At 66.5% G+C, this 13,816-nt stretch carries 12 protein-coding genes; all 12 read left to right on the plus strand.

Going from position 1 to position 13,816, the window contains the following annotated elements; all coding sequences use genetic code 11:
• Positions 1-65: 65 nt before the first annotated feature.
• The 12 genes from CLV54_RS03740 (at position 66) to CLV54_RS03795 (ending at position 13,679) form a co-directional block, all read left to right on the plus strand.
• Complete coding sequence (locus CLV54_RS03740) at positions 66-1,358, plus strand: acyltransferase family protein (RefSeq protein WP_281258143.1); 1,293 nt, start codon at positions 66-68, stop codon at positions 1,356-1,358.
• A 144-nt stretch (positions 1,359-1,502) separates the two neighbouring features.
• Entirely contained in the window at positions 1,503-1,715 is a 213-nt protein-coding gene (locus CLV54_RS03745; RefSeq protein WP_100343573.1) for an antitoxin, read from the plus strand.
• 12 nt (positions 1,716-1,727) lie between these two features.
• Entirely contained in the window at positions 1,728-2,699 is a 972-nt protein-coding gene (locus CLV54_RS03750; RefSeq protein ID WP_100343574.1) for a DNA topoisomerase IB, read from the plus strand.
• 162 nt (positions 2,700-2,861) lie between these two features.
• A complete protein-coding gene (locus CLV54_RS03755) occupies positions 2,862-3,980 on the plus strand; it encodes an acyltransferase family protein (RefSeq protein ID WP_245861321.1) in 1,119 nt (372 codons plus the stop codon).
• Between the two features lie 74 nt (positions 3,981-4,054).
• On the plus strand, positions 4,055-4,891 hold the full coding sequence (locus CLV54_RS03760) for a glycosyltransferase (RefSeq protein WP_100343576.1): 837 nt from the start codon (positions 4,055-4,057) through the stop codon (positions 4,889-4,891).
• Between the two features lie 78 nt (positions 4,892-4,969).
• Positions 4,970-6,142: a glycosyltransferase gene (locus tag CLV54_RS03765; protein ID WP_100343577.1), complete on the plus strand. Its 1,173-nt coding sequence runs from the start codon at positions 4,970-4,972 to the stop codon at positions 6,140-6,142.
• Positions 6,139-7,134: a glycosyltransferase family 4 protein gene (locus tag CLV54_RS03770; RefSeq protein WP_100343578.1), complete on the plus strand. Its 996-nt coding sequence runs from the start codon at positions 6,139-6,141 to the stop codon at positions 7,132-7,134. The genes CLV54_RS03765 and CLV54_RS03770 overlap by 4 nt, the downstream gene beginning before the upstream one ends.
• A gap of 101 nt (positions 7,135-7,235) precedes the next feature.
• Positions 7,236-8,645 (plus strand): O-antigen ligase family protein, encoded by a 1,410-nt coding sequence (locus CLV54_RS03775; protein ID WP_100343579.1) that lies wholly within the window; start codon positions 7,236-7,238, stop codon positions 8,643-8,645.
• A gap of 23 nt (positions 8,646-8,668) precedes the next feature.
• Positions 8,669-9,736, plus strand: a complete 1,068-nt coding sequence (locus tag CLV54_RS03780; protein WP_100343580.1) for a glycosyltransferase family 4 protein — start codon at positions 8,669-8,671, stop codon at positions 9,734-9,736.
• A gap of 42 nt (positions 9,737-9,778) precedes the next feature.
• On the plus strand, positions 9,779-11,011 hold the full coding sequence (locus CLV54_RS03785; RefSeq protein ID WP_157802790.1) for a lipopolysaccharide biosynthesis protein: 1,233 nt from the start codon (positions 9,779-9,781) through the stop codon (positions 11,009-11,011).
• A 33-nt stretch (positions 11,012-11,044) separates the two neighbouring features.
• Entirely contained in the window at positions 11,045-13,150 is a 2,106-nt protein-coding gene (locus CLV54_RS03790) for a glycosyl hydrolase (protein ID WP_157802791.1), read from the plus strand.
• Positions 13,151-13,178: 28 nt separating this feature from the next.
• Entirely contained in the window at positions 13,179-13,679 is a 501-nt protein-coding gene (locus CLV54_RS03795) for a VanZ family protein (protein ID WP_157802792.1), read from the plus strand.
• Positions 13,680-13,816 lie beyond the last annotated feature (137 nt).

Genomic DNA, 13,816 nt, shown 5'->3' on the forward strand with positions numbered 1-13,816 from the left:
CATAGGGGCGGTCGAGACGCAAAGCATTGCGGCGCCGTCCAGGGTCACGGCGTAACCTGAATAGGGTGCACACGTCATCCCCCCTGAAGCGTGCCGCGATCCGACCCGAGATACAGGCGCTTCGCGCTCTGGCGGTGACCCTCGTCCTGCTCAACCACAGCTGGCCCGTTCTGGCGCCGGGTGGTTTTCTCGGTGTCGACATCTTCTTCGTGATCTCGGGCTACCTGATCACCGGGATGCTCCTGCGCGAGCACCGGGACACCGGCAGGATCCGCATAGCCCGGTTCTACGGCCGCCGTGCGAGGCGCCTGCTGCCGGCCGCGTTCGTCGTGCTGCTCGCGTGCGTTGTGCTGACCTTCCTCGTCGTGCCGCGGCGCCAGTGGGACGAGTTCTTCGTCGAGATCGGCGCGAGCGCGTTGTATGCGCAGAACTGGGCCCAGGGGCTGGGACCGTGGACGACCAGCCCGGAGAACTACGACATCACACCCGTCATGCACTTCTGGTCGCTGTCGGTCGAGGAGCAGTTCTACCTGGTCTGGCCTCTGCTCATGGTGGCGGTCATCGTGCTCGCGGTGCGTTTCTGGCGCAATCGGGTGGGTCTCGCGCTGCTCGTCGTCATGGGCGCGCTGTCGATCGCCTCCTTCACGCACGCCGCCGTGCTCGTGGTGAGCGATGGCGATCTCGCCTACTTCAGCACCTTCACCCGAGCGTGGGAGTTCGGGATCGGCGCACTGCTCGCGGTCGCCGCGAGCCGGCGTGCCGCGGCATCCTCGGCCCTCGTCGTGACGCGGCGTGCGCTGCTGACGCGGCAGCTCGTCTTCTGGGGCGCGTGCGCCGTGATCGTGGCCTCGGTCTACCTCGTCGTCGACGATGTGCGCGTGGCCGGGTGGCCCGCCCTCGCGCCGACGGTGGCGACCGCGGCGATCATCTGGGCCGCCGACTCGGGCGTGCCGCTCGGGGCCCGGTGGCTCGTGCACGCCGGGCCCGTGCAGTGGGTCGGGGATCAGTCGTATTCGCTGTACCTCTGGCATTGGCCCGTGCTGCTCTTCGTGCCCTTCATCACGGGTATTCCGAGCCCGAGCTGGCTGATGGCCATCCTCATGGCGCTCATCGTGCTGCTCGCCTGGGCGACCCGCCGCTACGTTGAGGACCCCCTCCGCTACGGTCGAGGCGTCGCGCGGGCGGCCGCTGTTCCAGCCACCTCGGTCGAACGTCGCAGGCAGCGCTGGGTGACGGTCGGGATGGGGGTCGTCGCGATCGCGATCGTCGGCTCCTCGGTCGCGGGAGCCTGGGTGAATCTCGACGAGCGAGCCGCCCGGTCGGAGTGCACGGGCGGCTCGGTCGTGCTTCGCGACTAGGCGTGCTGGGCGCCGGTCGGCCTCCTTCTCACCGGGTCGTCACACGGTCAGCGGGGAACGGGGGGCTTGTGCTCATCCCGCCGTGGTCAAAGAATGGGCTTGGCCGTCGCGTGACGGTGCTCAGTCAGTGTCAAGGAGGGCATCATGGCAGGATTCGACGACATCACGAAGAAGGCTCAAGAGTTCCTGAACGACGACAAGGTGAAAGACGCCTTGAACAGCGAGCAGGCCGAAGACATCAGCGACAAGGTGCTCGACGGCGTCGCGGGTGTGGCCAACACGGTCACGGGCGGCAAGTTCGAAGAGCAGATCGAGGGCGCGCGTTCCGCCGCCGACGAGAAGATCGGCAACGAATAGCAGCGGGCCAGGATGCCGCGGCTACGGCGCAGTGACACATCGGGTCGCGGCTACCGGCGCGTCCGTTCCGGCCGGGGCTTCAGCTACAAGGACGATTCGGGCGGGACGCTGCGCGACCCGCAGCTGAGGCGCCGCTTCGAACAGCTCGCGATCCCGCCCGCATGGACCGACGTCTGGATCGCCCCCTACGAGAACGGGCACATCCAGGCGACGGGTGTCGATGCGGCCGGTCGCCGGCAGTACATCTACCATCCGACGTGGCGGCAGCAGAAGGACCGCGTCAAGTACGACCGCGCCCTGAGCCTGGCCGAGTCTCTGCCCGTCGCACGACGGATGGTCACGGTGGATCTGCGCGGTGCCGAGCCGACGCGCGAGCGAGCGCTCGCCGCGGCCTTCCGCATGCTCGACACCGGATCGCTGCGGGTCGGCAGCGAGCGCTACGCCGAAGACCACGGCAGCCACGGCCTCTCGACCCTGCTCTGCGAGCACGCGACCGTGCACGGCGACACCGTCTCGCTCGCCTTCCCCGCCAAGAGCGGCCAGGAGTGGGACTCGCAGATCACGGATGCCGACCTCGCCTCCGTGGTGCGCGGGCTCAAGCGGCGCGGGCGCACCGCCCGGTTGCTCGCCTGGCGCGCAGACGACGGCACGTGGCATCCTCTCTCCGCCGCGGAGATCAACGACTACGTGCGGGAGCGCACGGGCGGGGAGTTCACCGCCAAGGACTTCAGAACCCTGCACGGCACGGTCGCGGCCGCCGTGAGCCTGGCCCGTCACGGTCCGGAGCGCACGAAGACCGGCCGCAGCCGCGCCCTCGCACAGGCGATGCGCGACGCGGCCGCCGTACTCGGCAACACCCCCGCGATCGCGAAGAACAGCTACGTCGACCCCCGGCTCGTCGACCACTTCCGCGCCGGCGAGACGATCGACCCGGATCGTCTGGGCGCCGCCGAGAGCGAGTTGCGGGCGCTGCTCTACCGATGACGGACGTGCGTCCGGAATCTCCCTCAGGTAACGTGAACTGGAGGTTAACACGGCGAGTGCCTGTGCGGCCTCTCTGCGATACCGATTGGAAACACGCTGAATACCGTTCGTATCCCCTGGATCGATGCTGCTCGTGGGGTCGCAGTCGTCCTCGTCGTGATGATGCACTTCTGCATCTTCGTGGCCTATCCGGCGATGCCGGACGGCGCGGCGAAGGATTTCTGGACTCCGATCATCAGCGAACTGGCGCTCATCAGGATCCCTTTGCTGCTGGTCTTGTCGGGCATGCTCGTCTCCGGCTACGTGCGTGACGGGTGGCGTAATGCGAAGACTCGCAGCCGAGTGCGCTCGACCGCCTACATCTATCTGATCTGGGTGCTCGTGTACGCGGTGCTCTCGAAGATCTTCCCCGAGGGGATGCCGTATCAGATCATCGGTCTGCCCGACATGTTCAGCCAGCTCTACCAGCCCGACACCCCGCTCTGGTTCATTTTCGCGCTGACGCTCTACACAGCGGTGTTCGCGACGATGAGCAGGCTGTCTCCGGCTCTCGTGCTGACCGCGGTCGCCGCCTTCTCGCTGTGGTCTGCGACGATCCCCGGCGACCGCGGGGCCAACTTCTGGTACCACATCCTCACCTACGGGATCTATTTCGGCATCGGCGTCTACGGGCGTTCCCTGCTCGCCTGGCTCGCCTCGCCATCCCGGTGGTGGGCGACGGGTGCGCTTCTGGTCGTGGGGGTGGTGCTTCGCAGCGCAGTGCTGGCGACGCCCATGCCGTGGGCGCTCGCCTCCGCGCTTCAGGAGGTGACGAGCACCTTTCTCGTGCTCGGGGTGATCGGCGTGATCGTGGTGTGGTGCCAAGCCGGGTGGTTCACGCGGTCGGCGTCCCGTCTCGGCACCCGGACTCTTCCCATCTACGTTCTGCATCTGCCGATGATCTGGCTGATCCTGGTCATCGATCGACGGCTGCCCCTCGCGAACCTGTCCGGAGCCTGGGCCTGGCCCATCGCCGGGACGATCGTGGTGATCGCAGGATGCCTGGTCGCCGAGTGGGCGATTCGTCGCGCACATCTGGGCTATCTCTTCGACCCGCCGAGCTGGGTCGGGCAGCCGCGTTGGGTGACCGTCAAAACGAGCAGAGCGGAGGAGGTCGCGCGCAGCGGCCCGCGCGTCGGCTCCGAGACTGTCGTCCTCCGGCACCGGATGATCGACCCCCGCGGTGCGGCGAAACGGGTGCACGCCTCGTGTTCGTCCGATGTCGGCGCACGCTCCGGGTAATGTGAGGTGGATGGGGTGGATCCGGGAGTTGAATCGTGCGTGTTAGCGCGATCGTGCTCAACTGGAGAGACAGTATGCGCACGATCCGTTGTCTCACGTCCCTTCTGAGGAGCGAGGACATCGAGCACGTCTACGTGGTCGACAACGAGTCGACGGGTGAGCTCGACGCTCTTCTCCGCGACCTTCCTCTCGACGGGAGACGTTGGTCGCTGCGCCCTTTTTCCGAGAACAGGGGATTCGCCGCCGGTGTGAACCCCGCGCTCCGTGAATCCCTGAGAGAAGGATTCGACGCCTGTCTCGTGATCAACAACGATGCCTCGATCGAGCCGCGAGCGGTCGCGCAGCTCGTCCGTGAGCTCTCCTCATCTGCGGAGCTCGCCCTCGTCGCCCCGCGGATCATCGGGTCGGACGGCATCCCGGAGTCGGCGGGCGGGTACCTCAGGCCGGCGTGGGGGATGACCACTCACGCGGCACGCGACGGTGCCGAGCCCGATTTCGTCACGTGGGCCTGCGTGCTCGTGAAAGCGGACGCCCTGCGTCAGGTCGGGCTGCTGTCCGAGAAGTTCTTTATGTACTGGGAAGACGTCGACTACTCCGTCCGGCTGCGCGCAGCCGGACGCCTCTTCTCGGTGAGCGCGATCGCGTCGGCGACGCATGAGACCTCGAGCAATCGCCGGGTCTACCCGACGGCGATCAAGGCCTATCACACGTGGGCGGCGCTTGTCTTCGCGCGAAGCCAGGGCGGGCGCTGGCGGCTGGGCGGACTGGTGTGGATCGCGGTGAGCGCCCTCTCGAATCTCGTCCGGTTCCGTGGTGGAACTCTCAGAGGACTCTGGCTGGGAATCCGGCTGGCACGGGAGAGGGCGGATCCGGCATTCACCAGTCCCTTGCGGTCGTCGGCCTTCGAATGACGATCTGAGGCGAGCGAATGTAGGCTTCTTGGGTCGTGGCGCGAGCCGCGGCCTTGACACGTGAATGGAGAGCGATTGATGCCGGGCCTTCTCGTTCACGAATGGCTGTCCAGACGGGGCGGTTCGGAGAACGTGCTCGAAGAGCTGTCGCGGGTTTTCCCCGACGCCCCGATAACGGCGCTGTGGGATGACGCACCCGAGCGTTTCGCGGCAGGACGCGTCACAGAGACCTGGTTCGCGCGCACCCCTCTGCGGCGTTCCAAAGCGCTCGCGCTCCCTCTTATGCCGACGACGTGGAGGCACCTCGGCCCGCGCGATGCCGAGTGGGTTCTGTGCAGCAGCCACCTCTTCGCGCACCACGCACGATTCTCCGGCTCGGCTCGCGATGTGCCGAAGCTCGTCTACGCGCACACCCCGGCTCGCTACATCTGGACGCCGGAGCTGGACGCACGTGGTGACAGCCGCCTGGCACGCCGAGCCTCTCGGCCGCTCAGGGCTCTCGACAGGAAGCGCGCTCAGGAGGCCGTGTCCGTCGCGGTCAACAGCTCGTTCGTCGCCGCGCGAGTCGCCGAGAGCTGGGAGCGCGAGAGCATCGTGATCTACCCACCGGTCGATGTGGCGAGGTTCGCCGAGGACACCCGGACGCTTCTGACCCGGGGCGAGGAGGAGGTGCTGGCCGCCCTCCCGGCTGATTTCGTTCTCGGGGCCTCACGGTTCGTGCCGTACAAACGACTCGACATCGCGATCGAGGCGGGAGCCGCCGCGGGTGTGCCGGTCGTCATCGCGGGGGAGGGGCCGGACGAAGCCCGTCTGCAAGCGCTGGCCGACGAGCATCCGGGGCTCGTGACTTTTGTGCACCACCCGTCGTCCGCGTTGCTGGGCCAGCTCTACCGCAAGGCCATCGCGCTCGTCTTCCCCGCCGTCGAGGACTTCGGAATCATGCCCGTCGAGGCGATGGCCGCGGGAACACCGGTGATCGCCAACGCGGTCGGCGGAGCGGCGGAATCGGTCATGGAGGGCGTCACGGGCACGCTGCTCCGCTCGTTCGACAGAACGTCGCTGGAGGACGCCGTGGGGCTCGCTGCCGGACTCGACTCCGCGCGGTGCACTGCGCGGGCCTGGGAGTTCGACAGCGCTGTCTTCGACGCCCGGATCCGCGGCTGGGTGGGCGAGTACACGAGCTATGAGCCGCCGTCGGAATCCTCGGGCGTCGTCCCGGAGCCGTGCGTCGGCGGACGGGAGAACGAATGACCGATCTGGGCTCGCGTGTCGTCGTCGACGACCGATGGAGAGGCGAGCACGGAATCGGCCGGTTCGCGAGAGAGATTCTGGCTCGCCTCGACGGCCGGTGGCGCCCCCTCGGCGGAGACGGCTCGCCCACCAGGATCCTGGATGTCGTCGATCGCCATAGGATCGCTCTCGATTCGCAGACGATCGTCTTCAGTCCGGGGTTCAACGCCGGGATAACGCGTGCTCGCCAGCTTCTGGTCGTTCACGATCTCATCCATCTGAGCGATCCTCACGAGCGATCCGTCGCGAAGACGCTCTACTACAACACGGTCGTGAAGCGGGCCATCCGCCGTTCTCGAGTGGTCATGACGGTGTCGGAGACCTCCGCCCGTGCTCTGTCGGACTGGCTCGACGACCCGGAGATCGAGATCGTCGTCGTCGGCAACGGCCGGTCGGCGCAGTTCACTCGGACCGGTGCTCGAGAGAGGTTCGCTCGACCCACTTTCCTCTACGTCGGCAATCTGAAGCCGCACAAGAACGTCGCCGTGCTGCTCGACGCGCTCGTGGCGAGGCCGGAGTACGGCGCCGTGATCGTGACGAGCGATCGTGACGAAGCCAGAGAGCTCGTGCGCGCCATGGGGCTGAGTTCGAGAGTGGAGATCCGCGGTGGTATAGGCGATGACGAGCTCGCGGAGCTGTATCGGGGCGCGACCGGGGTCGTGCAGCCCTCCTTGCTCGAGGGTTTCGGCCTGCCCGTCGTGGAGGCGATGAGCTGTGGGACGCGGGTCGCATACTGGGCGGGTTGCGAGAGCGTGAGGGAGATCGTCGACGGCGTCGGGGTCGAGGTGGGCTCGCCCTCGGATCCCGCGGGATGGGCGGCAGCGCTCGACGCTCTCGTGTCGGCGGCCGAGGCGGGCCCGTTGTCGATGCCTGCCGAATGGGGAGCCCGATACGACTGGGACGAGGTCGCCCGCAAGATCACCCGGACGGTCGACCGCGCAGCCTCGAGGTGACCCCGGGCAGGGGCACGGTGAGGGAGGGAGGGCCTCTCGGCTAGGCTTCATGGTGGAAACAGGGCGGAGAGTACATGTTTTTTGTCGGATCATCCGGCTTCTTGAGTACCCACTCGACGTCAGAGCTCATCTGGATCGGCATCGCCGCCCTCGTCGTCTTCGTGACAGGCGGATACTTCTCCTTCAAGATCCCGAAGCCGGTGCTGCTGGCCATCCTGCTCGGCGTGGCCGTCCTCCAGGTGTTCGAGCCCATCGGCTACATCTCGATCGCGCTGCTGCTGCCCATCGTCTTCGCCCCGGCGATACTCCGATCGAGCAGACGCGCCCACTGGAATCTCTGGGTGATGGTGCTGCTCGCCGTTCTTGCCTGGCAGCTGGTCTCGGTGCTGTGGGCCGCCAACGACGGCACATGGGCGCAGGCGGTGCTTTCCACGGTCTCGCTCGTGTTGTGCTATCTCGCGGCAAGACAGGTCGTCGCAACTCGCGGCGGCCTCACCAGGGCTCTCGTGATAGCTGCTCCCGTCATCCTGCTCGAGATCGCTCTCGTCGTGCTCTTTCGGTTCTCTCCCGCGCTGGAGGCGCTCTATCTGCGATCTCCGATCGCCGCTCTCTTCTCCGAGCCGGACGTCGAGCTGATCTTCTCGCGAGTTCCTCAGAACGTTCTCGATCCCGACAAGGCGGGCGGCTTCCTGCTCAACGGGAACATCGCCTCCCTCCTGCTCGCCGCAGTCGCCTTCCTGTACGGATACGCGTATTTCCGGTCGCGTCGACGTGTCCTGCTCGTCGTCGCGGCCGCGGGGCTGATCGGGTGCGTGGCGACGGGCTCGAAGACGGCGCTCGTGCTGCTCATCCTGTTGCCGAGCCTGACGCTGTTCTTCCTGCTCCTTCTGCGGCGCAGCCGGGCGGCATTCGCGCTTCTTGGACTCGTGGTCGTGGGCTTCATCGTCACAGTCATCGTCCTGGCATCCGCGGGCTCGCCTTTGATCAGCACTTCACTCAGAACGCTGGGCGAACGGGGCCAGCTCTGGGCTCTTGCGGGGAAGGGTTTTCTCGAGCATCCTTTCCTCGGCCTGGGTTATGGAGGATGGGCAGGCTATCTCCGTGAGAACGCCGATGCCGTCTTCGCCTCCGGGCGTCAGTTCCAAGACCTGCCGACCCACAACGTCATCGTTCAGGCCTGGGCCGATGCGGGCATCCCGCTGGCGGTCCTCGTCGTCGCGGCCGCCACGATCCCCATCGCGGTCGTGATCGCGGAACTCGTTCGGAGGCGCTCGCAACCCGTTCTGTCGTCGTCTGCTCTGGGGCTCGGCTGCCTGCTCATCGCGATCGTATGGTTCTTCGCGCACGCGATGGCCGATACCATCGGCTTCTTCGGTGAGAACCACACCCTTCCCTATTTCGGGGTCATCGTCGCGGTGATCTATTTCGAACGCGAACAGGGCGCTCGGCGAGAGGACGCGGTCGCCGAGGCCGCCGAGGGCTCGGCGATCCGCTCGGCTCGACCGGTATAGGGCCAGCAGGAGGAGTATCGGCTATGGCATCGATCGCAATCGTTCTTCTGGGTTTTCCGGTCGAGCCCGGCGGCGGCTACAAGGTCGCCTATCAGTACGCGAATCACCTCGCGCGGTCGGGGCATGTCGTGGACATCGTTCACATGAGGCCGGACCGATTCAGGTCATCAGGCTCCTCCGTCCTGAAGAAGCTCGCGCGCCCGATCCAGTATCGACTGGGTCGACACCTGCGCCCGAGATGGTTCCCTCTCGATGCACGTGTCCGCGTGACCAACTACGATCGTCAGTTCATCGATGGCATCCCTCAGGCGGATGTCCTCGTGGCGACGGCCGTCGAAACGGCCGAGATCGTGTCCCGAGCGGCTGGCGAAAGAGGAACGCCAGGTTTCTACTTCATCCAGCACTACGAAGACTGGTCGGGTGATTCGGCTCATCTGGACATGACCTGGCGGCTTCCCCTTCGGAAGATCGTCATCGCTCCGTGGCTCCAGGAGAAAGGCCGGGAGCTCGGCGTCGAGACCGTGCTGATCCCGAATGCGATCGATGCCGCGGCGTTCCCGCGCGGCCTTCCGATAGCACAGCGTCCGCTCCAGGTCCTCGCGCTTGTATCCGACCTCGAGTGGAAGCGCTCCGACCTGGTCGCAGAGGCCTTTCACACCATCGCCGAGGCCATCCCCGAGGTTCGATTGAGAACGTTCGGAGTGATCGACAAGCCTCGCTCTCTGCCTGCCCAGACCGTTCATGTCCGTAATCCGGGAGCTGCCCAGCTCAGCGAGCTCTACCAGGCTTCGCGGGTCTACCTCTGCGCGAGCGACGGAGAAGGCTGGCACCTGCCTCCCGCCGAGGCGATGTCATCCGGCGCGGCGGTCGTCTCGACCGATATCGACGGCGTGCGCGCCTACGGTGACGGAGTGGCTCTGTTCTCGCCGATCGGGGATTCTTCCGCCCTCGCGCAGAATGCCCTCGGCCTGCTCTCCGATGAGTCGGCGTGCGATGCCGTGGCGGCCGCCGGATTCGAACGTATGAGCTCGTACTCTCCCGACGACGCTGCAGAGGCCTTCGAGCGCGAACTCCTGAGCCGCCTTGCCTGAGCAGTCTCGTACCGGTCGCCGAATGACGCTCGGGAGGCGACGATGAGACGATTGATCCTGCGATTCGGTGGTTTTGCGACGCTGCCCCTGCTGTCGGCGGTCGCGCCGTTGCTCCTGCTGCCCATCATCGCCCGAGTCGGTGGCGTCGACGGCTGGGCGAGCATAGCCACGGCACAGGCCATCGGAACCTTCGGGGCGGTCGCTGTGAGCTTCGGCTGGGCCATCGCCGGCCCGCCGCTCATCGCTCAGGAGACATCGGAGGAGCAGCGGCGCGCGAGCTACAGGCGATCCTTCAGCTCACGGATGATCGTGTTCGTGGTTGCGCTTCCTCTTCTCGCCGTGCTCAGCGGTGTGCTCGCCGCCCCGAGGTATGTTCTCGACTCCGTGCTGATGACCGTCGCGATGGCATTCTTCGGCTTCTCGTTTTCGTGGTTCGCGATCGGGCTCGGGCGCCCGGGGCTGATCGCGAGCTTCGAAGCCGTGCCGAAGGTCGTGGCGACTCTGCTCTCAGCGGTCCTTCTCCTGATCGGCGTTCCGATCTGGGCCTATCCCGCACTGCTCCTGCTGGCGTCCGTGAGCGGGCTCCTCCTCTTCCAGCGTCGCCACATCGGGGCGCTCCTGCCCTGGATGAGGCGTGCCGATGGAACCCTGCGCGGGAGTCTGCGCATCATGGTGGTCCCGGCGCTCGTCGATCTGTCCGGGGCGAGTTACGCCGCGACCCCGCTGCCGATCGTCAGCGCTACGAGCAGTTTTCTCATGACGAGCATGTTCGCCTCCGCCGACAAGCTGTATCGCTACGGGCTCTTCGGGATCTCGGCGCTCGCGAACGCGTTGCAGGCCTGGGTGCTCGATCCGGCGCGTCCTGCCCAGCATCGACGCCAGGTGGCCGCCATCATCGCCCACCTGGTGCTCGGGACGATCGGAATGCTCGTTCTCGCTGTCGGGGGGCCGTGGGCGACATCTCTTCTCTTCGGCGAGGATGTCGCGGCCGCCGGATACGTCTGCTTCTGGTTCGGGATGGCCTACCTGATGCTCTCCGTGTCCACGCCATTTATGCGTAATCTGCTTCTTCCCCACGGCCGTGCTTCGGTGATTTTGAAGGCGACCGTCGCTGGAGCGATCATTGGTGTTCCGATCATGATCTGGGGCGCGTTGACGATCGGGGGCGTCGGGGTCGCGATGGGCCTCGCGTTGAGCGAGTTCGTGATCCTCCTCGGAGTCGTTCCGCCATCGCTCAAGCATTTGGGTGGATCGAGGGCACCTGATCATGGATGAGGTCGCACGAGTCGACAGACGATGGAGGCAATCATGAAGGCCCGAGCGACTCATCGACGCCGACGATCACGGTGGCTGATACCCGGCATCGTCGCGGCCTCGGCCCTCGTCGTCGCAGGTGGCACGGCCCTCGTGTTCGCTCTGACCGCACCCGCCGCGCCGGCCGTGATCGCGAAGACGTCGACCCCGACTCCGTTTCCGACGCCCACCGGCCCACCCCCGTTCTACGCTGCCGCAAGCTTCGGCAGCTGGAACGTCGCCAACGAGGCCGACGTCGGCACTCAGTTCAGCGTGAACGGCGACGCGGCGGCGGACGGCCCTGTCTCGCTCCGGGTCGACAGCACGACCACGGGCCCCGGCCGAAGGGCGCTCACACAAGTCGTTCCGGCGGAGCCGGCGACGGCCTATGCCTTCAGCGCCCGTGTGAAGTCGTCCTCGAGCACGGAAGAGGCCGCCCCGGTCTCCATCACCATGGGCACCGACGGCGCGCAGTCTTTCGAGCTCCCCGTCGAGGCAGCCGACTGGGCCGAGGTGAGCTGGTCGTACACGACCGGGGCCGACCAGACGGAGATCCCCGTCGCCATCGTTCCCGGCGGTGCCATCGAGGGATTCCTGATCGACCAGCTGCGTGCCGTGCCCGCGGGCGGAGCCGACAGCGTCGTCGCCAACGGATCGTTCGACGACTTCTCCTCTCCCAGATACATCGCCAACGACACCCTCGTCCTCGAAAGCGGTTCGGCGGGAATCGACGTCGCGTGGTTCGCTCGTGCGGTCGACTGGGCTGTCACCGACGACACCGGTGCTCCCGTGACGGCGGGAACCCTGCCGCTGGCCGGTGGTGTGGGCACGGTGCCGCTCGAGGACCTGCAGCAGGGCTACTATCGCATCGCGCTGACGGTCGTCGGCGACTCCACTCCGCTCGGCGCCGCGTTTATGGTGCTCGGCAGAGGCGACCCCGGCGATCCCGTGTCCGACGAACGCTTCGGCGTCGGCACGCACATCGGAGAAGCCGATTACGTCGATTCCGAGCGGGTGGCGGCGCGTATGGGTTTCAGTGGTATGCGAACGGACGCCTACTGGCAAGCGGTGGAGACCACGCCCGGCGAGTACGCCTATCCGGCATACTACGAGAGCCAGTTCCCGGCGTATGAAGCGCTCGGCGTCTCGGTCCTGCCGATCAGCAACGGCACGAACCCTCATCACGACGACGACCAGATCCCGCACACCGCAGAGGGGGTGCAGGCCTATGCCGCGTATACAGCCGACCTGGCCGAGCACTACTCCCTGCCGGCTGTCGAGATCTACAACGAGTTCAACAATCTGCGCTTCAACAACAGCGAGTGCGGTTCATCGCCGGACTGCTATATGCCGCTCTTGAGCTCGAGCTACGCCGCGGTCAAAGCCGCGAGTCCGGGCACGAAGATCGTCGGCCCGGCGAACGCCAATCAGGATGACCCCTGGCTGACGGGCTTGTACGCGCAAGGCGGGCTCAGCTACCTCGACGTGGTGAGCTACCATCCGTACGTGGCCGCCCCCGAGGAGCTCGTCGGCAACATCCAGCAGGCGCAGGCGAGGATCGCGGAATACAACAACGGGCAGCCCAAGCCGATCTGGCTGACCGAGTTCGGATGGACATCCAACTCAGGCCCTGACAGCGAGGCGATGCAGGCGAGATATCTTGTGCGCGCCGAGACGATCGCGCTCGCGAGCGGCGTGGAGAAGCTCTTCTGGTACGACCTCGTCAACGACGACCCCGACCCCACCGATCATGAAGGCAACTTCGGCCTCTTCCGGCCGAAGACCGACGCGGTGCGGGCTTTCGAGCCGAAGCCTTCGGGTGTGGCTCAGGGTGTGCTCATCCGGAAGCTCGCGGGCAAGCCGTATACCAGCCAGGACTCGATCGCCGACGGCGTGTACTCCTACGCCTTCGGCGCCGGCGTCTCGACGACCCGGGTCGTCTGGTCGACGGCTCCGGCGTCCGTCAGCTTCGCCTCGACCAAGCCGCTCATCGTCACGACCGGTTTCGGCACGGCCACGGAGGTCGCGCCCATCGACGGCCAGGTCACGGTCCAGGTCGCCGATCAGCCTCTCTACATCGACGGCGCGGTCACCGCCGCCGTTGTGACCCCGGCGGGCTGAGCGTGGGGCAGGTCGAGAGGATGCTGACGTGAGAGCTGCGGCCAGACCGCCCAAGAGTCTGGTGCGCGAATGGTTCACCGGCGCAGCCTTGGCGCTCTGCCTGACTCTGGTGCTCGTCGCCACCATGTGGCCGACTCCGCTCGACCAGGGCTACGAGGGGTCGATCGACCGGCTCCTGGCGGTGCTGCATCGAAACGGCGTGCCCGAATGGTTCGGATATGACAAGCTCGAGTTCTCCGCGAACGTGCTGATGTTCGTTCCGCTCGGCTTTCTCCTGTCGCTCCTTCTGCCAGCGAAGGTGTGGTGGCTCGCCCTTCTCATCTGCCCGGGACTCTCGATCGCAATCGAGCTCGCGCAGGCGGCCCTGCTCAGCAGCCGATTCGCGACCGTCTCCGATGTCGTCGCGAACTCGATCGGAGCGATCATCGGTTCGCTCGTAGCCGTCAGCGTGCGTGCGCTTGTGCACTCGCGTGATCAGAAGATCGTCGCGCGGGCGCTTTGGGAGAGGAACGGCGCAGGCCCGGTCTAGCTGTACTGACCTCGACCGTTGTTGATTCGGTCGATGGGGGTCTTGCCTCTGATGCCGAGGTGGTGTCTGTCTAGGTTGTAGTGATCGAGCCAGGCCGTCAACCCTGCTCTCCGGTCGTCGTTCGAGGTCCAGGGGCG

This window comes from Compostimonas suwonensis (assembly GCF_002797855.1).
In the GTDB taxonomy this organism is placed as follows: domain Bacteria; phylum Actinomycetota; class Actinomycetes; order Actinomycetales; family Microbacteriaceae; genus Compostimonas; species Compostimonas suwonensis.